Raw genomic sequence first — 23,569 nt, forward strand, 5'->3', positions numbered from 1 at the left:
CGAACTCTTGTATCTTCACTTCACGCTGAAAGGCACCACCATGTTTGCACGCACCACCATCGCTCCGACGTTCGCCCTCGCCGCCGCCGCATTGTTGGCCCTCACCGGCTGCAGCCCAACGTCCACGGATACGCCGTCGCTGACCGACGCCCCCGCCGGCGCCTCGGTCAGCATGGAGAACGGTTGGGTCAAGGCCGCCGAAAGCGGCATGTCGGCTGCGTTCGGCGAGCTGGAAAACACGGGCTCCAGTGACGTCACCGTCGTCTCCGCGACAACCGAAGCTTCGACGTCGCTCGAGCTGCACGAGACCGTCGAAAACGAAACGGGCGAGATGATCATGCGCGAGAAGACGGGCGGGTTCGTCATCGCCGCGGGTGACAGCCTGTCGCTTGAGCCCGGCGGAAACCACATCATGCTGATGGGTCTGACCGAACCGCTCCGAGCGGGTGATGAGGTCACATTCACCCTGACCTTCTCCGACGACTCGACGTACGAGTACACCGTTCCCGCGAAGGATTATGCGGGAGCGAATGAGAACTACGAAGGCGGCGACGACATGGACATGACCATGGATGAGCACGCCGATATGAGCGGTCACTCCGAATGAGCACCGATCAGACGACCGGAACCGGTCGGTCTGGCATGAGTCGGCGGGGGCTCCTCTTCGGAGGGGCCGTCGCCGGCATCGGCGCCGCCGTTGCGGTGGGCGCTGACACGCTGCTGAACCGAACGCCGCAGCACGACGCGAGCGCCGCGCTCGATGCGCCGGCGCCACTCCAGGGGAGCCAGACGATCGATTTCTACGGCCGGCATCAGTCGGGAATCGCCACGACGCCGCAGGCGCACGCGACGTTCGTCGCGCTCGATCTGCACGATGACACCGATCGCGACGCGCTGCGGCGCATGATGCAGATTCTCACCGAAGACGCCGCGCGCCTGACGCAGGGTGATCCCGCACTCGCCGACTCCGAGCCCGAACTCGGCACGGTGCCCGCCCGTCTCACGGTGACATTCGGCTTCGGCCCGCGATTCGTCACGCGAGCTGCGGGATCAGCCGCCCTCCCCGAGTGGCTCGGGCCGTTGCCCGCATTCACCATTGATCGCCTCGAACCGGCTTGGAACGACGGCGACCTGCTGCTGCAGATCGCCTCGGACGACGCGTTCACCGTGGCGCACGCCACCCGCATGCTGCTGAAAGATTCCCGCAGTTTCGCGTCGGTGCGGTGGAGCCAGACCGGGTTTCGCCGCGCGCTCGGCTCCGAGCCGCCGGGCACCACGATGCGCAATCTGTTCGGTCAGGTCGACGGCACGTCGAACCCGAAGCCCGAAGACGCCGACTTCGACGCACTCGTGTGGGCGACCGAGGGATGGCTCGCCGGCGGCACGAGTTTCGTGCTGCGCCGCACGCACATGAACCTCGACAAGTGGGATCGGCTCGACCGCAGCGGCCGGGAGCAGTCGGTCGGGCGCACGCTCGCGAACGGCGCGCCGCTCACCGGGGTCCACGAGCACGACGAGCCCGACTTCGCGGCGAAGACGAGCATCGGATTCCCGGTGATCCCCGAGTTCTCGCACATTCGGCGGGCGCGTTCGGAGAACACCGACGAACGCATCTATCGCCGGGCGTACAACTACGACCACGCACCGGCAGGCTCCGAGATCTCGGATAGCGGGTTGCTGTTCGTCTCGTTCCAGGCCGACGTCACGAAGCAGTTCGTGCCGATTCAGCGTCGTCTTGACGAGCTCGACCTGCTCAACGAGTGGACCACACCGATCGGCTCGGCGGTGTTCGCGATTCCACCGGGCTGCTCAGAGGGCGGCTACATCGGCGAGACGCTCTTCGCGTGAACCGAAGCGCATCACCCTGAAAACGCACGCAGGCGCGCACTCGAGAGTGCGCGCCTGCGTGTCCACACGGGGTCACCCCCGCCACATGATGCGAACGTATCGGTGGAGCCGCGGGGAATTGAACCCCGGTCCACTTCGACGATTCCGTGCCTTCTACGAGCGTAGTTCGTGCAAGCGTTCTACTCGGCCCCGCACGTTGTCACGAACACCTCGTGCGACAGGCCCAGTTCCAGTGAAAGTCCCGATACGCCCTGAAACGCGACGTACCAGCGAGCCCCCTAAATGACGCCAGGAAACCGGGGCGGAGGCCCACCCGACCTGACGGACTCGGTCTCGTGCTTAGGCAGCGAGAGCGAAGTCGGTGCGCTTAGCGTTGGCACCTATGGTTTGCGAAGGGCGTTTACGAGATAACTCCGCGTCCTCGGCCCGCTTCTCACAGTCTCAAAATCGACGTGTCGAAACCGATCGGCCCCGGGAGTGCACCGGATACTCCGGTGCGGTCGGGACGTTCGCATCATGCGCTGTGGAATTTTCAGTTCCGGTGCGAGCACCGGCACAACCGGCGTTCACCGGAGCGTTCAGCCTATCAGCCCGACGTGCGCGAAGCGAACCTGGGCAGCGTCGCCGCGTCAGCGCTCAGCGAACTCGGATCAATACCGAGCGACCAGCCGGCGACGTCCGCCACGAAATGGCGCGATGCCGGGTGATCGAACGGGTGCGCGTTGTTCGAGTAGGCCCCGACTGCGTCAACGGCCAGGTAGATCCGCGTGCTCGCGGCAACGGCGTCAACGGCAGTGAAGGCGCCCGTCACCACTCCTGACTCGATCAGCTCGACCATGCGGTGACGATCGAGCGTCTCCTGCTCATCGATCACGGCCGCGAGACGCGGCATGAACCTGGCCATGTGCCGCGCATTCAGCCACAGTCTGCAGAGCTCGAACGCTTCGGGGCTTTCCGCCCGCTGCACGAAACCCGCCATGCGCATCAGCGGCGGCGCACCGATGTCTGCCGAGCCGAACAGCCAGTCGCGCTCACGGGTCACCGCGAACACGAACGCATCGACGACGAGGTCATCGACCGCCGGAAAGTAATGCCCGATCAAGCCGGGGCGCACCCCGAGCGGCTCCGCAACCGCGCGCAGGGTGATCCGCTCGAGGCCGCCGGTCAACGCGATTCGAGCGGCTTCCTCGACGATCTCGGCGCGACGCGCCTCCGCCGACTTGCGCACACGGCCCGACGGGCTCGCGGTCTCGACCAGTGCCGAAGGGTCGCGCGGCACCTCGCTCAGTCGCCCATCCGGTTGCGCTGGCGCATGGCGCGCTCGGCCTCGCGCTTGTCTTGCTGCTCGCGCAGCGCCTGACGCTTGTCGTACTCGCGCTTGCCTCGCGCGAGCGCGATCTCCACCTTCGCACGACCGTCCAAGAAGTAGAGGCGCAACGGCACGACCGTCACCCCGCCCTCGCGGGTCTTCTGGTACAGCTTGTCGATCTGCTGTCGGTGCAGCAGCAGCTTGCGCTTGCGGCGCGGCGCGTGGTTCGTCCACGAGCCATTGAGGTACGCGGGAATGTACGCCGCGTCGAGCCAGGCTTCGCCGTGCTCGATGAAGACGTACCCGTCGACGAGCGACGCGCGACCCATGCGCAGCGATTTCACCTCGCTTCCGGTGAGCACCATGCCGGCCTCGTACGTGTCGAGAATCTCGTACTCGTGCCGGGCCTTCTTATTCGAGGCGATCAGCTTCTCGCCGGTCTCCTTGGGCATGGCACTTCCTTTCTCGCGCGGACGGACCTCCCAGCATACCGCGCCGACTACACCCGCAGGTATCGCGTAATAGCGATCTTCGCCGCGATCGCCGAGAGGACGACGCCGACCAGGATCAGGATCGGGGGCACGATCAACGATTGTTCCACGGTGATGTAGCTCGTGAACGGTACCTCACTCACCAGGAACCCCTGCACGAAAAACTTCACGATGGCGACCGAAGCCGCACTCGCGAGCACCGCGCCGATGAGCGCCGCGATGATGCCTTCCAAGATGAAGGGGGTTTGAATGAACCGGTTCGACGCGCCGACCAATCGCATGATGCCGATTTCACGACGCCGCGAGTACGCCGACAGGCGAATCGTCGTGGAGATCAGCAGCATCGCGGCGATGAGCATCAGACCCGCAATGGCGATCGCGGTGTAGCTCGCTGCTCCGAGGAAGAGGAAAATGCGGTCGAGCAGGCTTCGCTGATCGGAGACGCTTTGCACGCCGGGAATGCCGGCGAATGTCTCCTGGATGATGTCGGAACGCGACGGATCTTTCAGCTTGATCCAGAACGTCTGGTTGAGCTGCTCCGGCTTGGTGATCTCGACGATCGGGTTGCCCTCGAACTGCTTCGTGAACTCCTCATATGCCTGATCGTGATCGACGAAGAAAGAATCCTCGATATAGGGCGCGAGGGTATCCGAGTCCAGTGCTGCCTGCACTGCGGCGATCTCTTCTTCACCCGCGTCCGAACCCGAGCACGTCGCGCTCTGGTCGTAATCAGTGCAGAGGTACACCGCGACCTGGGCGCGGTCGTACCAGAACGTCTTCATCTGCTGCACCTGCAGCTGCATCAGAATGGCGGCACCGACGAACGTGAGCGACACGAACGTCACGAGCACCACCGAGATCACCACGGAAAGGTTGCGGCGGAAGCCGCTCCACACCTCACCGAGTACGAGTCCCACCCTCATCGAACCGGCCCCACATCCGTCTGGTCATCGTCTTTGCGCTTGAGGCCGAGGTGCTCGGCGAGACTGCCCGTCTCGGCCATCTGCACCGGGTCCAAGGGCTTACCGGGCTCGAGGAACGTCGGGATGCGCTTGCCACCGCGATCCTGAGCATGCACCGTCTCGTCGAGATCGTCGTCATCGCCGAACGGGTGCGGCTCCTCGAAGACCGAAGCCTCATGCACCGGCGGAGTCGATTCGACATCGTCCGTGGCCGGCGCATCTGTGCTCGGGACCTCGGCAGGCTCAGGGCTCACTGCTGCGGCCACGACACCCGCGGCGGCCTCGGCGAGCTCGGGCTCGCGCTCGGTCGCCTCCTGCACAACGGCGGCCTGCGGCAGGTCACCGATCAGTTCTGGGGCGAGTGCGGCGCGCACCACGGCTTCCGAGGTGCGCAGCACCTGCACCCCGGCGTCAGAGAGATCCGCAATGGGAATCGAGGCGGTCTGGCCGTATCCGCCGCCGACCTCGTCGCGCACGACGACACCCTGCGAGAGCTCGACGACGCGCTGCTGCATGATGTCCACGAAGGTGGCCTCGTGCGTCGCCATCACCACGGTCGTGCCGGCAGCGTTGATCGCGCGCAGCAACTGCATGATGCCGAGGCTCGTAGCGGGGTCGAGGTTGCCCGTGGGCTCATCGGCGAGCAGGATCGCCGGCTTGTTGACGATCGCACGTGCGATGGCGACGCGCTGCTGTTCACCGCCCGACAGCTCATGCGGAAAGCGCTTCGCCTTGTTCGCCAGTCCGACCATTTCGAGCGTGTCGGGCACGGCCTCCTGAATGAAGCCGCGCGACTTGCCGATCACCTGGAGGGTGAAGGCCACGTTGTCGTAGACGGTCTTGTTCGTGAGGAGACGGAAGTCCTGGAACACGGTTCCGAGGTTCCGACGGAAGTACGGAACCTTGCGCGAGGAGATCTTGCTGAGGTCTTGCCCCAGCACGTGAATCTTCCCGGCACTCGGCTGATCCTCACGAAGGATCAACCGCAAGCAGCTGGATTTCCCAGAACCGGATGCGCCCACGATGAAGACGAACTCGCCGCGGTCGACCTTGAGGTCGATGCCGTCGAGTGCCGGTTTCGCGGTGCCCCGGTATTTCTTGGTGACGTTCTCGAAGAGGATCATGACGAGACGACTGTACGCCCTCGCGCCCGCGCGACGCCCCAGGCGCGCTGCGACGCGCGCGCTTCGGGCGAACTCTCAGTCGTTCTTCGACAGCGAGCGCCACCGGATGCCGGCGGCGATGAAACCGTCGAGATCGCCGTTGAACACCGCTTCGGGCTGCGACGCTTCATGGCCGGTGCGCAAGTCTTTCACGAGCTGCTGACCGTACAAGAAGTACGAGCGGATCTGGTCGCCCCAGCTGGCGGTGATGCTGCCGGCCAGCTCCTTCTTCTTCGCGGCTTCCTGCTCGCGCTGCAGCAGCAGCAGGCGCGTCTGCAGCACGCGCATGGCTGCCGCGCGGTTCTGAATCTGCGACTTCTCGTTCTGCATCGACACGACGATGCCCGAGGGGAGGTGCGTGATGCGCACGGCGGAGTCGGTGGTGTTCACCGACTGGCCGCCGGGTCCCGACGAACGGTACACGTCGACGCGAATATCGGTCTCGGGCACGTCGACCTCGGTCGCCTCCTCGAGCAGCGGGATCACTTCGACGCCCGCGAAGCTGGTCTGGCGCTTGTCTGCGGAGCCGAAGGGGCTGATGCGAGCGAGGCGGTGCGTGCCGGCCTCGACCGAGATGGTGCCGAACGCGTAGGGCGCATCGATTTCGAAGGTGGCCGACTTGATGCCCGCCCCCTCCGCATACGACGTGTCGAGTACCTTCGTCGGGTAATCGTGCTGCTCGGCCCACCGCAGGTACATGCGCAGCAGCATCTCGGCGAAGTCGGTCGCGTCGTCGCCCCCGGCGCCCGAGCGAATCGTGACCACCGCGGCGCGCTCGTCGTACTCGCCCGAGAGCATCGTCTGCACCTCGAGATCTTGAATCACCTTCTCGAGTGCGGCCAGCTCCTCGGTCGCCTCCGCCGCCGAATCCTCGTCGTCGGCTTCCTCGGCCAGCTCGATGAGCACCTCGAGGTCGTCGAGGCGCTGCTCGACACCGCGCAGACGCTTGACGCGCGCCTGGCGATGCGACAACCCACTGGTAACCTTCTGCGCGGCCGCCGGATCGTCCCAGAGGTCGGGGGCCGCCGCCTGCTCTTCGAGTTCGATGATCTCGCGATCGAGCTTCGGCAGATCCGTCACCGCGGCGATATCGGCGTAGGTGGAGCGGAGCGCGCGGATGCGGGCGGAGAAATCAAGGTCGAGCATGAGGCCCAAGCTTACTCGCCGCGCACCCGCGTCAGATCACGGCTTCGGAGATGCCGGCCGCACCAACCGCCTCGCCTTCACTGCGCCACGCCTCGGCGAGTCGCGACACCGCCGCGATCAGCGTGGACTCCGGTGCCGAGAACGGCAGCCGCACGAAACGCTCGAAGGTGCCGGGGCTGCCGAACCTGGGGCCGGGCGGCAGGTGCACCCCGTAGGCGGATGCGGTGCGGCTGAGTCGCGTGCTCGCTCGCGACCCGAGATCGGCCCACACGCAGACGCCGCCGCCAGCCGCAGAGAGCCGCCACTCGGGCAGTTCGAGCGCGACGCGCTCCACCAACACGCGGTGGCGCTCGGTGAGTTGCGCGGAACGCTCGGTCAGAATCTCGTCGTACTGCTCGAGGGCCAGGAGCGCGAGCACCTGCTCCCACGTGCCCGTTCCGAGATCACCGACCCGGCGCGCAGCTTCCAACCGCACGATCAGATCGGGCGCGGCTCGCACCCACCCGACGCGCATGCCGCCCCAGACCGTCTTGCCGAGCGATCCGATGGTCAGGATCGCATCCTCATGATGCGCCTGCTCCGCGAACGCCGCGAACGGTTGCAGAGTTCGGGGCTTCCCCAGCGTCAATTCGGCGGTCGTCTCATCCGCGATGACGTAGCCCCCCTGACCGGCGAGCACCGTGATGAGTCCGCGCTTGACCCCATCGGGCATCGTGAGGCCGGTCGGGTTGTGATGATCCGGAATCAGATAGGTGAGCTTGGGGCTCGTGCGCTCCGCGATCTCGAGCAGTGCAGCGGCATCGTAGGGTTCTGCTGCCAACGGGCCGCCGATCGGCAGCTCGGCGACGAGCGCCCCCGTTGCGGCGAGCGCCTCCCGTGCGTGCGGATAGCTCGGCGATTCGATGAGACTCCGATCGCCGCGCCGCAGCAGTGTGCGAGCGATGAGAAAGATCGCGTGCTGCGCGCCCAGCGTCACCATGATGTGCTCGGGCGACGTCGGCAAGCCGCGCGCGGTGTAGCGGTCGGCGATCGCAGCGCGGAGGGCCGGCAAGCCGAGCGTGTCGTACCCGATCTGCGCGAAAGCCTCGGGGTGCTCCGCCATCGCTCGGGCGTTGAGCGATGCCATGCCGTTCCAGGGCTCGGGGCACGCGCTCGACAGATCGATGCCGGCGCTCGCACCCGCCCACAGGCCAGCCCGTGGGCCGCCACCACCCCGCACCACCGTGCCCGAGCCGCGACGCGAGGCGACGACACCGAGTTCGCGAAGCCGCTGATACCCCGCCGCGACCGTGGTTCGACTGACGCCGAGGGCGTCGGCGAGCGGCCGCTCGGCCGGCAGCGTCGTGGCCGGGGCGACCCGCCCATCGCGCACGAGCAGCGCGATGCTCTCCGCGAGCTCGCGGTAGCCATGCCCCTTGCCGCGCCAGGCGCCGAGCAGCTCCGCCAGTCGCCGGGCGCCCAGTCGCTGCGGGGTCCACACTTCATTCATCAGGCCACTCTATGCAGATTGGCATCTTGTCGACAAGGCCAATTGGCGGTGAACTATCTCCATGTTCGCTCGACTCGCACGTCTCATCCCCGGCCTCCTGCTCTACGGAGTCGCCGACGCCTTCATGATCCGCGCCGCCGTCGGCGTCGACCCCTGGACGGTCTTCGCCCAGGGCCTCTCACTGCAGACCGGACTCGGCATCGGGATCCTCACCAACATCGTCGGCGTGCTCGTCTTGCTGCTCTGGTGGCCGCTGCGGCAGAAGCCAGGAATCGGCACCGTGCTCAACATCCTGCTGGTCGGGCCCGGGATCGAACTCGGCCTCTGGCTGCTCCCCACCCCGCAGACGCTCGTCGTGCGCATCCTCTTCTTCGCGATCGGACTGCTGCTGCTCGCCGTCGCCAGCGGCATCTACATCGGCGCGAACCTCGGCCCCGGCCCCCGCGACGGCCTCATGACCGGCATCCACCGTCGATTCGGCAGCCCGATCTGGGTCGGCCGCACGGGCGTCGAAGTCACTGTGCTGCTCATCGGCTGGTGGCTCGGCGGCAACGTCGGCGTCGGCACCGTGGTCTTCGCGGTGCTCATCGGGCCGCTCTGCTCGATCACGCTGCCGTTCTTCGCGGGCCGGGCGATCCGGCGCCCCGCGACCACCCCCGAAGCGGACACGACGAAGCCCGCCGCATCAGACCGGGAAGCATCGCTCCCCTCCTGACGCGACGGGCTTCGCCCGCGCGGTGCGCTACACCTCGTCGCTCACCTTGTTGAAGCCGGTGACCGGCTGACTCTCATCGAACGACGCCACCTTGCGGCGGAATCCCTTCGTCAAGAAGACGAGGTAGAGCACGCCGAGGCCCGTCCAGATCAGGCCGCCCAGCAGCGCATGCCCGTCGAGGTTGACCCACAGGAGCCCGGTCAGCAACGTACCCACCACCGGCATCACGATGTAGGTAAAGATGTCCTTCGGCGTGCGGCGGCGGCCCTTGCGGATCGCGAACCAAGCGATCACCGACAGATTCACGAAGGTGAACGCGATCAGCGCGCCGTAGTTGATGTAGGCGGCGATCATCTCAAGGGTGAACGCGATCGCGAGCAGCGAGATCGCTCCCGTCAGCACGATGTTGAAGGTCGGGGTGTGCGTCTTCGGATTGATGTAGCCGAAGACCTTGCTCGGGAGCACGTTGTTGCGCCCCATCACGAGCAGCATGCGCGACACCGAGGCATGCGAAGCCAGACCCGAGGCCAGTGTCGCCGCAAAACCAGCAGCCGTCAGCACTGCGGAGAACACCTTGCCGCCGACCAACTCGCCGATGATCGGCAGCGTGCTGTCTTCGACGAACTGCATGTCGCCGCCCGGCGCGAACTCGTTCCAGTCCGCGAAACGCTGCTGCGTGAAGTACCCGGCGATCAAGAAGATCGCGCCGCCCAGCACCACGGTGAGCAGAATCGCCTTCGGCATGATCTTGGGCGTCTTCGCCTCTTCCGCGTACATGGTGACCGCGTCGAACCCGATGAACGAGAAGCACACGATCGTGGCTCCCGCGAGCACGGCACCGAACTCGACGCCGCTGTGGAAGAACGGCTGGATCGTGACGACGCCGTTGTTGCCCGCACCGCCCGCGAGCTGCACGATCACCATGAAGACGAACACCGCCATGACCACGATCGAGAAGATCAGCAGCAGCATGTTGATGTTCGACGTGCCGCGCATCGTGAGGTAGATGATGCTCGTCACGAAGATCACGTACACGATCACCCACACCGCGCCCGGGATACCGGGGAAGAACGCTTCCAGGTAGCTGCGAATGATGAGGCAGTTCACCATGGGGAGCAGCATGTAGTCGATCAGCGCCGTCCACCCGACCACGAAGCCCACGTTGGGATGCATGGATTCACGCGCGTACGTGTACGCCGACCCGGCGCTCGGAATGGCGCCAGCCATCTTCCCGTAGCTGATCGCCGTGAAAATCATCACGATCAGGGCCACCAGATACGCGAGCGGTACGACGTTGTTCGTGTCGCGCGCGACCAGACCGAAGGTGTCGAACACGACGGTCGGAGTCATGTAGCCGAGACCGAGGCCGACGATCGCCCACAGCCCGAGGCTGCGCTTGAGTCGGGCGCCGTTCGACGATGCCGGAGCGGATAGTGCCGTCATGTTCTCTCCTTCAAGAACAGCTGCTCACTCGAGCGATGTCGCGCCGAGCAGCTTCACTGGGGCAATAGGGGGATCACCAAGCCATCATCTTGCACCCGTCGTGCGGACGCACGCAAGCGAACAGTCTGCACAGGGGTCAATTTTCCGAATGTGCGCGGTGAATTCACCTGCCCGAAATGTGGAAATAGGCTGAATATCTACTTTCGTTCTTCGGATTCCTTTGCGCTTTCGGGGTTTGACTGCAAGAATCAGAAGCGTGAGCAGCAAACGCACAACGCCGGCGCTCGATTCCACGTCGAAGGCGATCATCGAGCAACTCCAGCGAGATGGCCGTCGATCGTACGCGGAGATCGGCAAGGCGGTCGGCCTCAGCGAGGCCGCCGTGCGCCAGCGCGTGCAAAAGCTCACGGATGCCGGGGTCATGCAGATTGTTGCCGTGACCGACCCGATGAGCCTCGGCTTCAGCCGTCAGGCCATGCTCGGCATCCGCGTATCCGGCGACACCAGGGTCGTTGCCGATCGCCTCGCCGAAATGTCAGAGATTGCCTACGTCGTACTCAGCGCGGGCTCCTTCGACATTCTCGCCGAGGTCGTCTGCGAAGACGACGAGGGGTTGATCGAACTGCTGAACGACCAGATCCGCAAGATCGAGGGCGTGGCATCGACCGAATCGTTCGTCTACCTTCAACTCACCAAACAGAAATACGACTGGGGAACACGATAACCATGTCTTACGATCCCACTGCTGCGGTAGACACTGCCGCGCTTCAGGCTTCTGCGAAGAAGCACATGTGGCCGCACTTCACCAACCGCAAGGTGCTGAACGACGGCATCCCCGTCATCACCCGCGCCGAAGGTCACCACATCTACGACGCTGCCGGCAAGCAGTACATCGACGGCCTCGCCGGCCTGTTCGTGGTCAACGCCGGCCACGGTCGCGAGCGCATCGTGCAGGCTGCGGCCAAGCAGATGCAGCAGCTCGACTTCATGCCGATCTGGTCGTACGGCCACCCGGCTGCGATCGAACTCTCGGAGCGCCTCTCGTCGTACGCCCCCGGCGAGATGAACAAGGTCTTCTTCACCACCGGTGGTGGCGAAGCTGTGGAGTCGGCATTCAAGCTGGCGAAGCACTTCTGGAAGATCAAGGGCCAGCCGATGAAGCACAAGGTCATCTCGCGCTCGGTCGCCTACCACGGCACCCCGCAGGGCGCGCTGGCCATCACCGGCATTCCCGACATGAAGAAGTTCTACGAGCCGCTCACCCCGGGCGGCCACCGTGTGCCGAACACGAACTTCTATCGCGCCGACGAGATGGGCGCTCCCTCGAACGACCTCGAGGCCTTCGGCCAGTGGGCCGCGAACCGCATCGAAGAGGCGATTCTCTTCGAGGGCCCCGAGACTGTTGCCGCCGTATTCCTCGAGCCGGTGCAGAACTCGGGCGGATGCTTCCCCCCGCCCCCCGGATACTTCAAGCGCGTGCGCGAGATCTGCGATCAGTACGACGTGCTGCTCGTCTCGGACGAGGTCATCTGCGCCTACGGTCGCGTCGGCGAGTTCTTCGCTTCGAAGGCACTCGGCTACGAGCCCGACATCATCACGTCCGCCAAGGGCATCACCTCGGGCTACGTTCCCCTCGGTGCGATGATCGTCTCGGACAAGGTGTCGGAGCCGTTCAACTCGGTCGACAACACCTTCTACCACGGCTTCACCTTCGCCGGTCACCCGGCAGCGGCGGCTGCGGCGCTCGAGAACCTCGATATCTTCGAGGAAGAGGACCTCAACGGCCGCGTGCGCGAGAACAGCCCGCTGTTCCGCGCCGAGCTCGAGAAGCTGCTCGACATCGACATTGTCGGTGACGTGCGCGGCGAGGGCTACTTCTTCGGCATCGAGCTGGTGAAGGACAAGGCCACCAAGGAGACCTTCAACGAGGAGGAGTCGGATCGACTGCTCCGCGACTACCTCTCCCCCGCACTGTGGGAGGCCGGCCTCTACTGCCGCGCCGACGACCGTGGAGACCCCGTCATCCAGCTCGCTCCCCCGCTGACCATCGGTCCGTCGGAGTTCGCCGAGATCGGTGGCATCCTGCGCAGTGTCTTGAAAGACGCGTCCTCCAAGATCTGATCGCAAACCCCGATTCGGGATCGGTGTGGCCCCCTCGCCTGACGGCGTGGGGGCCACACCCGTTTCTGCACGTGGACGCAGCGCGCGGGTCCCCACTCCCCGCCCCGTGTCCCGCGCCCCGTGTCCCGTGTCCCGTGTCCCGTGTCCCGCGAGTGTGAGGGTAAACGCTGAGTGTGAGGGTAAAACTCGAATGCGAGGCGAAAGACAGGTGTTGAGCCCTCGTACTCACGGTTTCCCCTCGTTCTCACGATGCAAGCAAGCGCATACGCTGCCCCGTTTCAAGCGCCGGTACTCGCACTCCGAACGCCTGCAGCCGGTTCCCCAAGGCGCGAGCCGTGTTCGCATGTGATGGTTCCCACCTTGCGAGAGCGAACTGCGAGACTCCCCGAATCTCATCTTCGCGTCGCTTCTCCCGCATCACCGCCTGCAATGCAGACCTTTCGCCTCGCAGCGACGGATCGCTGTACTTCGATACGCCGTCGACCTCGCCAAACGTTCGTTGCCCCAAGAACTCGAAGTCGACCCAGTAAACGGCACCACTGGGGCCCACGACACGCACCTGAATCTCGACCGGCACACGGAGTCGCGTCAGTTGCAAGCGGCTCACGCTCTCTGCCACAGAATCGGCTCGAGGGTCGGCGAGCTCAAGGATCTGCCGTGCGCGTGTGTTTCCACGATACCCAGCATGACGCCCCAATCGTCCCAGATGCTCCGCACGCCAGGATTCGACCTCAGCAGGCAATCCCGATTTGCATGCCCCGAACTGGAGGCGTAGTCCCGCGTCCGCAGCGGAGATCGCAGTATTCATCGTGGCAAACCGCATCAGATCGATCATGGTGCGGTCGAGGCTCGTGAAATTCATCCCCGCGATCGACACGATGTCCGCGTGCGGAGTCTCGAGGACATGACGCTGAACGATTGGCGAACTCCGCCCCGGTGCCGCAGGCGGAGTAACGACGTGCGCCCGCCCATCGCGTTCCGAGACGAGGGGCAATCCCCAGATCACAGCTGCAGACTGATGCGAAAACACTGGACGGCGCGCGGCCTGCAGTTCCGCTACGGCAATCGTGCGCGCCAGCACTCGCTGTTCGTGAAACCAGCCCTCCCACGTCGACTGGTCGACATAGCACCCGCGTATCACTCGAACGAGGCGCCCCTCGTTCACCGCCGCGGTAAGTGCGCGCGATTCGACGAGGTCGATAGCGCGATGCCGGAAGATGAGCTGCTTGCGCATGCTGAGAATTCTTGCGGCAACAGGTGCGTCAAACATCCTCACATCTTGGCCGCTCGTCGTCGTGCGTTCGTCGCTGTCCCCAGAAACTCACACCATTGCGGACCCAGACGGGCGTGTGAGCGCATGATGTTGGTGCACATGCCGATCAGTGCGTCGATGCCAAACCCTATCGGGGGCGCACGCACGCGGATAGTATTCGAGGCATGAGCAGCTTCGAGCCCCAGCAGCCGACTCAGCAGCCTGCCTCCCCGCAACAACCGCAGAGCCCACCACCCCCGCAGTACGCACCGCAGCAACCGCAGCAGCAGTTCGCCGCTCCACAGCAGTTCCAGCAGCATTATCAACAGCAATACGCCGCCCCAACGCCGCAGCCCCGCGGCGTCCCAAGCGTCGGCAAGCTCAACGTTCCCGGCATCATCGCCCTCGCCGTGCTCGCGCTGTCGTCGCTGATGTCATTGTTTCTCCCGCTCCTCATAAGGATAGGGATGGAGTTCGACTCCTACGCCTTCGCCTCGACGATCTCCTGGGTCGTGAACGGCTCAGCGATCGTCATTGCGGGCGTTCTCGCCATCATCGGGCTGGTCTCGAAGACGATGACGCGCTGGCGGTGGACGGCCATCGGCGCCGCGGTCTCCGCGGCCCTCGGGGCGCTGTCATTCGTGTTCAGCCTGTTCAGCGGCTTTTTGGCGGCGGCGTTCTAAAACATCGACACCCCTCGAACAACGCAGAAGCGCCCGCCACCATAAGATGACGGGCGCTTCGCAGATGGTGCGTCAGACGATCATGCGATCGCCGCGAACCTGAAACGACTAGCGGCGCAGACCGAGACGCTCGATGAGCGAGCGGTAGCGCGTGATGTCGACGTCCTGGAGATAACCCAGGAGACGGCGACGCTGGCCAACGAGCAGCAGGAGGCCACGACGCGAGTGGTGGTCGTGCTTGTGCTCCTTGAGGTGCTCGGTCAGATCCTTGATACGACGGCTGAGCATCGCGACCTGAACCTCGGGGGAACCGGTGTCACCGGGCTTGGTTGCGTACTCATCGATGATCGCCTTCTTGACCTCTGCATTCAGTGCCATAGGGATCCCCTTCCTCTTGCTGCGCGGCGCCTTCAGCGGGGTGCTGGGGCTCTCTTTATCCGCGGCCGTATTCACGGCAACCTGAACAGCTTAGCAGTATTCGTGCATTCATGCGCGACGAGCCCGGTGCTGCTCGCACGAGACCTCGTCACCGTTTCGAAACACGATCGGTACGACAGCGAAACTCCCGGGGAACGGCTGTGAAACAGCGACCCCGCACACTGGTCACACTGTGGCGGCCTCGGCCCGCACGAGAGAAAGGCAGCAGCATGGAACTCACCCCCTCGGATGTGTGGACGCTGACCAGCGCAGCACTCGTCCTCATCATGACCCCGGGCCTCGCGCTCTTCTACGGCGGCCTCGTCCGCGTCCGCTCCGTCGTCAACATGATGCTCTTCAGCGTCAGCGCCATGGGCGTCGTCGGAGTGCTCTGGATCCTCTTCGGATACAGCATGAACTACTTCGCCGAAGGCGAGAGCGGGTTCGCCGGCAGCCCGTTCAAGGACTTCGGTCTCATCAACACCGACCCCGCGAGCTTTATCGGCGTCGGCTTCGGCGCCGTCTTCGCGATGATCACCGCCGCCTTGATCTCGGGCGCGATCGCAGACCGCGTCGGCCTCGGATCCTGGGTGCTCTTCTCGGGGATCTGGGCGACCTTCGTGTACTTCCCCGTCGCCGCGTGGGTCTGGGGCGGTGGCTGGATTCAGAACCTGGGCAGCACGCTCGGGCTCCCCGATGTGATCGACCTCGCCGGCGGCACGGTGATCCACATCAATGCGGGCGCCGCTGCACTCGCGCTCGCCATCGTCGTCGGAAAGCGCATCGGCTTCGGGAAGGGATCGCACCAGCCCCACAGCATCCCGCTCGTCACCATTGGCGCCGCCCTCCTGTGGTTCGGGTGGATCGGCTTCAACGGCGGCCTCGCAACGGAAACCGGCGAGGCCGGCCTGATCCTGGTGAATACGCTTGCAGCCCCCGCAGCCGGCATCATCGGCTGGATCATCATCGACGCGCTGCGCGGCAAGAAGCCGGGCGTCATCGGAGCGGCATCGGGCGCTGTCGGCGGCCTCGTCGCCATCACCCCCGCCGCTGCGAGCCTCTCCCCGGTGTGGGCGCTGCTGCTCGGCCTCATCGCCGGCATCGCCTGCGCGTTCGCCATCGACTGGAAGTATCGCCTGGGCTACGACGATTCGCTCGATGTGGTCGGCCTGCACCTCGTCGCCGGCGTCATCGGATCGCTCTACCTCGGCTTCTTCGCCTTCGACGACGGGTTGTTCACGGGCGGCGATGCCGGCCTGCTGCTGGTGCAGACCATCTCGGTGGTCGCGGTGATGGTGTACTCCTTCGTCGTCTCGCTCATCATCGCCCTCGGCGTGAAGCTGGTGACCGGCCTCCGCGTTCCGCCGCAGGTCGAAGAAGCAGGCATCGACTTCGCCGCGCACGGCGAGGAAGCGTACGCCTACGCAGAGCCTGAAGTGGTGAACGCGCAACTGCGCTGATCCGCTTCACCGATACACGGGGCCCGGCCGATGACGCCCGGGCCCCGTTCTGCTGCGCCGACGCAGTAGGCTCGCAGCATGAGCGACTCCTCCGATTCCAGCGCAGCACCCGCACACGACCCGCAGGCCCTCGCCGAACTCGCGGCCGAAATCGCGCAGCAGGCAGCCGCCCGCATCCTCGAACTGCGCGCGCAAGGCGTCGCAGTAGCGGCGAGTAAATCGAGCGCGACCGACATCGTGACCGCTGCCGATCAGGAGTCCGAGCAGCTCATCGTCGCCGCGATCCAGCAGGCGCGCCCTGACGACGGCATTCTGGGTGAGGAAGGTACCGGTATCGCCGGCACGAGCGGAATCACCTGGGTGATCGACCCGATCGACGGCACGGTGAACTACCTGTACGACCTTCCCGCCTACGCCGTCAGCATCGCCGCAACCGTGACCGACGCCACCGCGTTCGCCGATGGCCGCCGTGCGATCGCCGGTGCGGTGTGCAACCCGCGCACCGACGAGCTGTTCGTGGCTTGGCAGGGCGGCGGCGCGACCCGAAATGGCGAGCCGATCGCCATCACGGGCCAAGAAGATCTCTCGTTCTCGCTCGTGGCCACCGGATTCGGCTACACCGTCGAGCGTCGCGTCGAACAGGCTGCCATGGTGTCACGCCTCCTGCCGAAGGCTCGCGACATTCGGCGCATCGGGTCGGCCGCCTACGATCTCTGCCTGCTCGCGGCGGGCCGTCTCGACGCCTACTTCGAACGCGGACTGCAGCCGTGGGACTACGCGGCCGGAGTGCTGATTGCGAGCGAGGCGGGAGCCCGACTCCTCGGCCGCGATGACGCAACGCCTCCGGGTGAGCCGTTTCTGGTCGCCGGTTCGCCCGCGCTCGTCGAAGAGCTGCGCGACGTGGTGCTGGGCGGGAACGAGTAGCACCCAGCGGCCCGACGAACGGCGGGGTGTGCAGGATCGCCGATCCTGCACACCCCGCCGTCTATTGGGGCGGCTATACGCCCAGCGCGGCCTCGATCGGCCCGCGTGCGAAGAACAGCACGAAGCCGATCGCAACGACCCAAAGCAGCCAGTGAATGCGCTTGACGTGCCCAGAGAACGCATGCACGAGTACCCAGGCGACGAAGCCCGCCCCGATGCCGTTGGCGATCGAGTACGTCATCGGCATGACGGCAACCGTGAGGAACACGGGCAGCAGCACACGGAAGTCGGTCAAGTCGATGTGCTTGATCTGCGCCATCATCAGCGCGCCGACGATGACGAGCGCGGCCGCTGCGACCTCGGTCGGCACGATGTTGGTGAGCGGGGTGAAGAACATCGCGAGCAGGAACATGAGCCCGGTCACGATGTTCGCGAATCCGGTGCGCGCGCCCTCGCCGATGCCGGCACCGGACTCGATGAAGACGGTGTTTGACGACGACGACGTCAGGCCACCGGCGATTGCGCCGACGCCCTCAACGACGAGCGCGGACTTGAGGCGCGGGAAGTTGCCCTGCTCATCGGCGAGCCCCGCCTCGCGCGACAGCCCCGTCATCGTGCCCATGGCGTCGAAGAAATTGGTGAACAGCAGGGTGAATACGAGCATGACGATCGTGACCGCGCCGACCCGGCTCAGGTCGAAACTCACGGCGCCGACGAGGCTCAGGTCGGGCAGGCTGAACGGTGCCCCGCTGAGTGCCGGCACGGTGAGGCCCCAGCCGCCCGGGTTGTCGGTGCCTGCCCCGAGGTGCCAGATCGCCTCGACCACGACTGAGATGACGGTGCCGGCGACGAGGCCGATGAGCAAGCCGCCCTTGACCCGAGCGGCCACGAGCACCCCCGTGAGAATGAGCGTGATCACGAAGATGAGTGTCGGCACCGTGACGACCGATCCGCCGATACCGAGGCCGACCGGCGGAGACGAACTGCCCGTCGACGTCACGAATCCGGAGTTCACGAACCCGATAAAGGCGATGAACAGGCCGATGCCCACGGTAATCGCGAGCTTCAGCTCGACGGGAACCGCGTCGAAGATCATGCGGCGCAGGCCGGTCGCCGCGAGCAGCACGATGAGCACACCATTGATGACGACCAGGGCCATCGCCTCAGGCCAGGTGACCTGACCGACGACGGAGAACGCGAGGAAGGCATTGATGCCGAGGCCTGCCGCGAACCCGAACGGGAGACGCGAGACGAGGCCGAACAGGATGGTCATGACACCGGCGGTGAGCGCGGTGACGGCACTGACCGCGGGGAACGACAACGTGTCTCCGTTGACGTCGGCGCCGCTCGTCAGAATAATCGGGTTCAAAATGACGATGTACGCCATCGTCACGAAGGTCACGAGACCTCCGCGGACCTCGGTACCGAAGGTCGATCCGCGCTCCGAGATCTTGAAGTAGCGGTCAACACCACCCCATGCGCCCGAGGGCCGTTGCTCGTTCGTCACCTGCTGCGGGTCCGCCACGGGCCGCTCCAATCCGTCTTGCTGAGTGTTCACTGAACAAGAAGACGGTACCACCGCCCACAGACAGCTGAGGCCGCCCGCGGGTGCGGACGGCCTCAGGATTCACCGCACGAGACGGCGGTATCGGGTCAGCTTCAGCTGACGCCGAGCAGATCGATGACGAAGATGAGCGTCTTGCCCGAAAGGGGATGACCGCCCGAGGTGCCGTAGGCCTGCGCCGCGGGCACGATGAGCTTGCGGCGACCGCCGACCTTCATGCCGGGGATGCCGACCTGCCATCCCTGGATGAGGGCGCGCAGCGGGAAGTTGATCGATTCGCCGCGGTTCCACGACGAGTCGAACTCTTCGCCGGAGTCGTATTCGACACCGAGGTAGTGCACGTCGACCGTCGAGCTGGCGAGCGCTTCTTCGCCGGAACCCTCCACGATGTCTACGATCTGCAGCTCAGCGGGCGCCGGGCCCTCCGGGAATTCGATCTCCGGCTTCGTCTTCGGTGATTCAGTCATGACTTTATTCTGCTGGATCTCCGAGCGATTCGGGCTCCGAGTTCGCCCAGAGGGAAACCGTGTCGCAAGTGCTGGTGGCCGCGACGTGCGCGTCGCGTGCCCGTTGGGCCAGCGCAGCGCCCTACAAAGCCAGGCGCATTCCGCTGCACCCTACCTACAACCGCGTGCGGCATCAGATACCCTGAGTGGGTGAGATTCGCACACCTGATCCTTGCTCCGCACTCCGCCCCCGTTCTCGTCGCCATCGACGCAGATCGCTACGTCGCGCTGCGTGACCTCGGGGAGGCGTTCGACACCCTGCAGCAGCTCATTGAGGCCGGTGATATCGCTCTGGAGCGCGTCCGCGCCGCTGTCGCATCGCTCCCCGCCGATGCCTGGAAGCCCGTGGGCGACACGACTCACGCCCCGGCCGTCATCGGTGCGCCGATCGTGCTCGCGGTAGGCCTCAACTACGACGAGCATGCAAGCGAGCTCAGCCTCGACAACGACTCGGGTCCGGTACTCTTCTCGCTCTTCCCGAACTCGCTCGGAGCGCACGGCGGCCAGGTGCCGCTCGACGCCGAGGTCAGCGAAGAGGTCGACTACGAGGGCGAGCTCGGGGTGATCATCGGCAAGCCGGCGAAGAACGTCACCGCCGAAGAAGCGCTCGACTACGTCTTCGGGTACACCGCGATCAACGATGTGACGGCCCGCAACATCCAGTTCCAGGAGCCGCAGTGGTCGCGCTGCAAGTCGTTCGACGGCTTCACCCCCATCGGCCCGGTCGTCGTCACCGCCGACCAGATTCCCGATCCTCAGGCGCTGGCGCTGACCACCGACGTGAACGGCCTGCGGGTGCAAGACTCGACGACCGGCTTCATGATTCGCACGGTCGCGCAGCTCATCGCCTCGATTTCGCAGCAGGCCACACTGCTCCCGGGCACCGTCATCTCGACGGGCTCCCCCGGTGGCGCCGGCCGCTCGCGCAAGCCGCCGCTCTACCTGCGCCCGGGCACCGAGGTCACCGTGACCATCGAGGGCATCGGCGCACTCACCTCGCACTGCGTCGAGGCGTGACCCGCTCGACTCCTCGGGCACCAGAATGGGTGTCACTTTCTGCGCGATCTCACGCTGATTTCGCGCAGAAAGTGACACCCATTCATGGTGAGGGGCAGTACGTTGCGGTGAGACGGGCGCAGCTGCAACACCAAAGGGAGGGGAGGATCGGCTGATCCTCCCCTCCCTTTCGCATGTGATACCGCCCTACTTCGCGGACTTCTTCGTAACCTCGGGCCCCTCGCCATCCTCGAGCTTCTGCGGCGCCGCAATCGCGTTCTCCGCGATGATGTCGATCACGTCGGTCTCTGGGGCGAGGCCCGCGAGCTTCGACGGCTGCAAGATGTCGTCGAGCTGCGCCTGATCGAGCAGACCGCGCGAGGTGACGAGCTCGGAGACCTTTGCGTTGGTGGCGAGCGCCTCCTTGGCGAGCTTCGCCGCCTCGGCGTAGCCGATGACGGGCGCCAACGCGGTGATCACGGTGACCGATCGGGAGACCATGTCTTCCAGGCGGTCTTCGTTCGCGGTGATGCCGTCGACGCAGTTGACGCGCAGCGTCTGGCACGCGCGCTCGAGCCACGTGATCGACTGGAAGAGCGAGTGCGCGATGACCGGCTCGAACGCGTTCAGCTGCAGCTGCCCGGCCTCGACGGCCATCGATACGGTGACGTCGGCGCCAGCGACTGAGTACGCCACCTGTGTGACGGCCTCCGGGATGACCGGGTTGACCTTGCCGGGCATAATCGACGAGCCGGCCTGGCGGGCGGGCAGGTTGATCTCGCCGAAGCCGGCCTGCGGGCCCGATGAGAGCAGACGCAGATCGTTCGAGATCTTCGAGAGCTTCAGTGCGCTGCGCTTGAGCGCACCCGAGAACGTCACGAACACACCGGTGTCACTCGTCGACTCGACGAGGTCGCCCGCGGTCTCGAGCGGCAGCTCCGTGATGTCGCGGAGATGCTTGATGACCGCTTCCTTGTACCCGCGCGGCGCGTTGATGCCCGTGCCGATCGCGGTGGCGCCCATGTTGACCTCGCGCAGCAGCGAGACGGCCTCGCGCAGACGCTCGATGTCTTCGCGCAGCGTCACGGCGAACGCGTTGAACTCCTGGCCGAGCGTCATGGGCACGGCGTCTTGCAGCTGGGTGCGGCCGACCTTGATGATGTGGGAGAACTCGCGGCCCTTCGCGGCGAACGACTCGGCAAGCAGCCCGAGCTCGTCGAGCAAGCTGCCCAGCGAGAACGCGAGCGCGATCTTGATCGCGGTCGGGTACGTGTCGTTCGTCGACTGGCTGTGGTTCGTGTGATCGTTGGGGTTGATGAACGCGTAGTCACCCTTCGCGTGCCCCGCGAGCTCGAGCGCGCGATTCGTGATGACCTCGTTCGCGTTCATGTTCGTCGAAGTGCCGGCACCGCCCTGGATGACGCCGACCACGAACTGATCGTGCAGCATGCCCGTCTTGATCTCTTCGCAAGCACGATCGATCAGGGTGGCGCGCTGCTCATCGAGCGCGCCGATCTCAAGGTTCGCCCGCGCTGCGGCCTGCTTCACGCAGGCGAACGCACGGATGAAGTCGGGGTACACCGACACCGGGCGGCGCGCGATCGGAAAGTTCTCATGCGCCCGAGCGGTGTGCACCCCCCAGTAGGCGGAGGCGGGGATCTCGACGCTGCCGAGAGAGTCCGTTTCAGTGCGGGTCTGTGCGGACAAGAAATCACTCACCGTGAATCATGGCTCCATACTCGTGGAAAAGCGGCGCGAGCCGCCGGGACGCGACTCAGCCTACCGTCCTGGCGTGCACGCGGGCAGCGGTTCGGCCTGCGGCCGAATTATTGACCGAAACGGGCATCTGCGTACGTTCCTCGCCAGTGAAGCTTCGGCACGATTCGCGGCTCCCCGGCGCAGCTGAGTCGATAGCGTGGAGGCATGCGCATCGTTATCGCACCGGACAAGTTCAAGGGGTCGCTCGATGCCGGCGGAGTGGGCGCAGCGCTCGCCGAAGGAATACGGGCGAGCGCCCCCGACGCAGACATCACCGTGGTTCCCATGGCAGATGGTGGCGAAGGAACACTCGAAGCTGCGATCGCGAGCGGGTTCGTCGAGCATTCCCTGATGGTGGCCGACCCACTCGGGGCACCCCTCAGCGCCTCATTCGCGCTGCAGGATCACCTCGCGGTCGTCGAACTTGCGCGCTCATCCGGACTTGAGCTTCTTCCCCCAGCCCGCCGAGACGCTCTCGCAGCCACGTCGCGCGGAACGGGAGAGCTCATCGCCGCTGCGCTTGATGCCGGGGCAACGACCGTCGTGCTCGCCATCGGCGGAAGCGCATCCACTGACGGCGGAGCCGGAATGCTCGCCGCCCTGGGCGCGCGATTCCTCGACGAAGCCGACCACGAGCTCCCCGACGGCGGTGCCGCATTGACGCAGCTGCACCGCGCCGATTTTTCCCGTCTCGATCCGCGGCTCGCGACGACCCGATTCATCCTCGCCAGCGACGTCGACAACCCATTGCTCGGCCCGAGAGGCGCTGCGACCGTGTTCGGCCCCCAGAAAGGGGCCAGCCGTCACGATATCGTGCTGCTCGAATTGGCGCTCACGAGATTCGCGGCCCGCGTCATCGAGTCGTGGGAACCGAGCCGTTCGGGGGTCGACGCCACCGCTTCTCCGGGCGCTGGCGCCGCGGGGGGCGTCGGGTTTGCAGCGCTCCACATACTCGGCGCGGCTCCACGACCGGGCGTCGACATGGTTGCAGAGTTCACACGGCTGCGTGCACATTTGGCGGGGGCCGATCTCGTGATCACGGGCGAAGGATCGTTCGATCAGCAGAGCCTCGGAGGAAAGACCCCGGTCGGCGTCGAGCGCGCAGCTCGCTCGCTGCAGATTCCGACGATTGCCGTCTGCGGAACCACAGCACTCACCGAAGCCGAATGGCGAGCCGCGGGATTCGCGGGGTGCTACGCCGTGATGGACCGGGCTCCGAACCGCGCGGAGAGCATGCAACACGCGGATCGGTATCTCCAGGATATCGGTTGCGACATCGCGGCTCGCCTTCGCGACGGCTTGCAGGCCCGCGCGTAACCCCG

At 65.6% G+C, this 23,569-nt stretch carries 22 protein-coding genes and 1 other RNA gene; 10 read left to right on the top strand and 13 right to left on the bottom strand.

Going from position 1 to position 23,569, the window contains the following annotated elements; genetic code table 11:
• The first annotated feature begins 40 nt into the window (after positions 1-40).
• Together ACZF5Y_RS10900 and ACZF5Y_RS10905 are read left to right on the top strand one after the other, a co-directional pair.
• Positions 41-607 carry a copper chaperone PCu(A)C gene (locus ACZF5Y_RS10900; protein ID WP_497532672.1) on the top strand — a complete coding sequence of 189 codons (567 nt, stop codon included), beginning with the start codon at positions 41-43 and terminating at the stop codon, positions 605-607.
• Complete coding sequence (locus tag ACZF5Y_RS10905) at positions 604-1,848, top strand: Dyp-type peroxidase (protein WP_497532673.1); 1,245 nt, start codon at positions 604-606, stop codon at positions 1,846-1,848. Before ACZF5Y_RS10900 ends, ACZF5Y_RS10905 begins: the two co-directional genes overlap by 4 nt.
• Before the next feature lie 100 nt (positions 1,849-1,948).
• On the opposite strand, the gene ssrA is transcribed toward ACZF5Y_RS10905, so the two are convergent.
• The 7 genes from ssrA to yczR all read right to left on the bottom strand — a co-directional run bounded on the left by ssrA (position 1,949) and on the right by yczR (position 8,408).
• Positions 1,949-2,321: a transfer-messenger RNA gene (gene ssrA / locus ACZF5Y_RS10910) on the bottom strand.
• 113 nt (positions 2,322-2,434) lie between these two features.
• Positions 2,435-3,127, bottom strand: coding sequence for a TetR/AcrR family transcriptional regulator (locus tag ACZF5Y_RS10915; RefSeq protein ID WP_497532674.1), 693 nt, complete (start codon positions 3,125-3,127; stop codon positions 2,435-2,437).
• Positions 3,128-3,132: 5 nt separating this feature from the next.
• Positions 3,133-3,609, bottom strand: a complete 477-nt coding sequence (smpB, locus tag ACZF5Y_RS10920) for an SsrA-binding protein SmpB (protein ID WP_497532675.1) — start codon at positions 3,607-3,609, stop codon at positions 3,133-3,135.
• Between the two features lie 47 nt (positions 3,610-3,656).
• Positions 3,657-4,571: a permease-like cell division protein FtsX gene (ftsX, locus tag ACZF5Y_RS10925; RefSeq protein WP_053353485.1), complete on the bottom strand. Its 915-nt coding sequence runs from the start codon at positions 4,569-4,571 to the stop codon at positions 3,657-3,659.
• A complete protein-coding gene (gene ftsE / locus ACZF5Y_RS10930) occupies positions 4,568-5,734 on the bottom strand; it encodes a cell division ATP-binding protein FtsE (protein ID WP_497532676.1) in 1,167 nt (388 codons plus the stop codon). The genes ftsX and ftsE overlap by 4 nt, the downstream gene beginning before the upstream one ends.
• Positions 5,735-5,809: 75 nt before the next feature.
• Positions 5,810-6,919 (bottom strand): peptide chain release factor 2, encoded by a 1,110-nt coding sequence (gene prfB, locus ACZF5Y_RS10935; protein WP_497532677.1) that lies wholly within the window; start codon positions 6,917-6,919, stop codon positions 5,810-5,812.
• A gap of 31 nt (positions 6,920-6,950) precedes the next feature.
• Positions 6,951-8,408, bottom strand: coding sequence for a MocR-like transcription factor YczR (gene yczR, locus ACZF5Y_RS10940; RefSeq protein ID WP_497532678.1), 1,458 nt, complete (start codon positions 8,406-8,408; stop codon positions 6,951-6,953).
• Positions 8,409-8,469: 61 nt separating this feature from the next.
• On the opposite strand from yczR, the gene yczE reads away from it, so the two are divergent.
• A complete protein-coding gene (gene yczE / locus ACZF5Y_RS10945) occupies positions 8,470-9,123 on the top strand; it encodes a membrane protein YczE (RefSeq protein WP_497532679.1) in 654 nt (217 codons plus the stop codon).
• Positions 9,124-9,150: 27 nt separating this feature from the next.
• Here the strand turns inward: yczE and ACZF5Y_RS10950 are convergent, their stop codons facing one another.
• The gene (locus ACZF5Y_RS10950; protein WP_497532680.1) at positions 9,151-10,566 is read right to left on the bottom strand and encodes an APC family permease; all 1,416 of its coding nucleotides are present in this window, start codon (positions 10,564-10,566) and stop codon (positions 9,151-9,153) included.
• A gap of 256 nt (positions 10,567-10,822) precedes the next feature.
• Here ACZF5Y_RS10950 and ACZF5Y_RS10955 point away from each other — a divergent pair, with 256 nt between their 5' ends.
• The gene (locus ACZF5Y_RS10955) at positions 10,823-11,290 is read left to right on the top strand and encodes an Lrp/AsnC family transcriptional regulator (protein ID WP_497532681.1); all 468 of its coding nucleotides are present in this window, start codon (positions 10,823-10,825) and stop codon (positions 11,288-11,290) included.
• A 2-nt stretch (positions 11,291-11,292) separates the two neighbouring features.
• Complete coding sequence (locus tag ACZF5Y_RS10960; RefSeq protein ID WP_497532682.1) at positions 11,293-12,687, top strand: aspartate aminotransferase family protein; 1,395 nt, start codon at positions 11,293-11,295, stop codon at positions 12,685-12,687.
• A gap of 244 nt (positions 12,688-12,931) precedes the next feature.
• Here the strand turns inward: ACZF5Y_RS10960 and ACZF5Y_RS10965 are convergent, their stop codons facing one another.
• Positions 12,932-13,921 (bottom strand): hypothetical protein, encoded by a 990-nt coding sequence (locus ACZF5Y_RS10965; protein ID WP_497532683.1) that lies wholly within the window; start codon positions 13,919-13,921, stop codon positions 12,932-12,934.
• A gap of 203 nt (positions 13,922-14,124) precedes the next feature.
• On the opposite strand from ACZF5Y_RS10965, the gene ACZF5Y_RS10970 reads away from it, so the two are divergent.
• On the top strand, positions 14,125-14,622 hold the full coding sequence (locus ACZF5Y_RS10970; protein ID WP_497532684.1) for a hypothetical protein: 498 nt from the start codon (positions 14,125-14,127) through the stop codon (positions 14,620-14,622).
• Between the two features lie 108 nt (positions 14,623-14,730).
• Here the strand turns inward: ACZF5Y_RS10970 and rpsO are convergent, their stop codons facing one another.
• A complete protein-coding gene (rpsO, locus tag ACZF5Y_RS10975) occupies positions 14,731-15,000 on the bottom strand; it encodes a 30S ribosomal protein S15 (protein ID WP_053353494.1) in 270 nt (89 codons plus the stop codon).
• Between the two features lie 269 nt (positions 15,001-15,269).
• Here rpsO and ACZF5Y_RS10980 point away from each other — a divergent pair, with 269 nt between their 5' ends.
• Together ACZF5Y_RS10980 and ACZF5Y_RS10985 are read left to right on the top strand one after the other, a co-directional pair.
• Entirely contained in the window at positions 15,270-16,499 is a 1,230-nt protein-coding gene (locus ACZF5Y_RS10980) for an ammonium transporter (RefSeq protein WP_497532685.1), read from the top strand.
• 78 nt (positions 16,500-16,577) lie between these two features.
• Complete coding sequence (locus ACZF5Y_RS10985; protein WP_497532686.1) at positions 16,578-17,423, top strand: inositol monophosphatase family protein; 846 nt, start codon at positions 16,578-16,580, stop codon at positions 17,421-17,423.
• 73 nt (positions 17,424-17,496) lie between these two features.
• Here ACZF5Y_RS10985 and ACZF5Y_RS10990 read toward each other — a convergent pair whose 3' ends face one another.
• Both ACZF5Y_RS10990 and ACZF5Y_RS10995 read right to left on the bottom strand, forming a co-directional pair.
• Positions 17,497-18,948: an NCS2 family permease gene (locus tag ACZF5Y_RS10990; RefSeq protein ID WP_497535333.1), complete on the bottom strand. Its 1,452-nt coding sequence runs from the start codon at positions 18,946-18,948 to the stop codon at positions 17,497-17,499.
• A 134-nt stretch (positions 18,949-19,082) separates the two neighbouring features.
• On the bottom strand, positions 19,083-19,454 hold the full coding sequence (locus ACZF5Y_RS10995; RefSeq protein ID WP_053353497.1) for an FKBP-type peptidyl-prolyl cis-trans isomerase: 372 nt from the start codon (positions 19,452-19,454) through the stop codon (positions 19,083-19,085).
• 189 nt (positions 19,455-19,643) lie between these two features.
• Between ACZF5Y_RS10995 and ACZF5Y_RS11000 the strand changes: the two genes are divergently transcribed.
• Positions 19,644-20,510 (top strand): fumarylacetoacetate hydrolase family protein, encoded by an 867-nt coding sequence (locus ACZF5Y_RS11000; RefSeq protein ID WP_497532687.1) that lies wholly within the window; start codon positions 19,644-19,646, stop codon positions 20,508-20,510.
• A 186-nt stretch (positions 20,511-20,696) separates the two neighbouring features.
• On the opposite strand, the gene ACZF5Y_RS11005 is transcribed toward ACZF5Y_RS11000, so the two are convergent.
• Positions 20,697-22,208 (bottom strand): aspartate ammonia-lyase, encoded by a 1,512-nt coding sequence (locus ACZF5Y_RS11005; RefSeq protein WP_497532688.1) that lies wholly within the window; start codon positions 22,206-22,208, stop codon positions 20,697-20,699.
• A gap of 204 nt (positions 22,209-22,412) precedes the next feature.
• Between ACZF5Y_RS11005 and ACZF5Y_RS11010 the strand changes: the two genes are divergently transcribed.
• Positions 22,413-23,564 (top strand): glycerate kinase, encoded by a 1,152-nt coding sequence (locus ACZF5Y_RS11010; protein ID WP_497532689.1) that lies wholly within the window; start codon positions 22,413-22,415, stop codon positions 23,562-23,564.
• The last annotated feature ends 5 nt before the right edge of the window (positions 23,565-23,569 follow it).

It is taken from the genome of Leucobacter sp. WKLB1 (genome assembly GCF_059696215.1).

Excerpts from the sequence above, each read along its gene's own strand:
- ftsX (WP_053353485.1), bottom strand. The coding sequence starts at position 4,571 with ATGAGGGTGGGACTCGTACTCGGTGAGGTGTGGAGCGGCTTCCGCCGC.
- yczR (WP_497532678.1), bottom strand. The coding sequence starts at position 8,408 with ATGAATGAAGTGTGGACCCCGCAGCGACTGGGCGCCCGGCGACTGGCG.
- ACZF5Y_RS10900 (WP_497532672.1), top strand. The coding sequence starts at position 41 with ATGTTTGCACGCACCACCATCGCTCCGACGTTCGCCCTCGCCGCCGCC.
- ACZF5Y_RS10950 (WP_497532680.1), bottom strand. The coding sequence starts at position 10,566 with ATGACGGCACTATCCGCTCCGGCATCGTCGAACGGCGCCCGACTCAAG.
- ACZF5Y_RS10995 (WP_053353497.1), bottom strand. The coding sequence starts at position 19,454 with ATGACTGAATCACCGAAGACGAAGCCGGAGATCGAATTCCCGGAGGGC.
- ftsE (WP_497532676.1), bottom strand. The coding sequence starts at position 5,734 with ATGATCCTCTTCGAGAACGTCACCAAGAAATACCGGGGCACCGCGAAA.
- ACZF5Y_RS10970 (WP_497532684.1), top strand. The coding sequence starts at position 14,125 with ATGAGCAGCTTCGAGCCCCAGCAGCCGACTCAGCAGCCTGCCTCCCCG.
- prfB (WP_497532677.1), bottom strand. The coding sequence starts at position 6,919 with ATGCTCGACCTTGATTTCTCCGCCCGCATCCGCGCGCTCCGCTCCACC.
- rpsO (WP_053353494.1), bottom strand. The coding sequence starts at position 15,000 with ATGGCACTGAATGCAGAGGTCAAGAAGGCGATCATCGATGAGTACGCA.
- ACZF5Y_RS10905 (WP_497532673.1), top strand. The coding sequence starts at position 604 with ATGAGCACCGATCAGACGACCGGAACCGGTCGGTCTGGCATGAGTCGG.
- smpB (WP_497532675.1), bottom strand. The coding sequence starts at position 3,609 with ATGCCCAAGGAGACCGGCGAGAAGCTGATCGCCTCGAATAAGAAGGCC.
- ACZF5Y_RS11010 (WP_497532689.1), top strand. The coding sequence starts at position 22,413 with ATGCGCATCGTTATCGCACCGGACAAGTTCAAGGGGTCGCTCGATGCC.
- yczE (WP_497532679.1), top strand. The coding sequence starts at position 8,470 with ATGTTCGCTCGACTCGCACGTCTCATCCCCGGCCTCCTGCTCTACGGA.
- ACZF5Y_RS10980 (WP_497532685.1), top strand. The coding sequence starts at position 15,270 with ATGGAACTCACCCCCTCGGATGTGTGGACGCTGACCAGCGCAGCACTC.
- ACZF5Y_RS10965 (WP_497532683.1), bottom strand. The coding sequence starts at position 13,921 with ATGCGCAAGCAGCTCATCTTCCGGCATCGCGCTATCGACCTCGTCGAA.
- ACZF5Y_RS10985 (WP_497532686.1), top strand. The coding sequence starts at position 16,578 with ATGAGCGACTCCTCCGATTCCAGCGCAGCACCCGCACACGACCCGCAG.
- ACZF5Y_RS10960 (WP_497532682.1), top strand. The coding sequence starts at position 11,293 with ATGTCTTACGATCCCACTGCTGCGGTAGACACTGCCGCGCTTCAGGCT.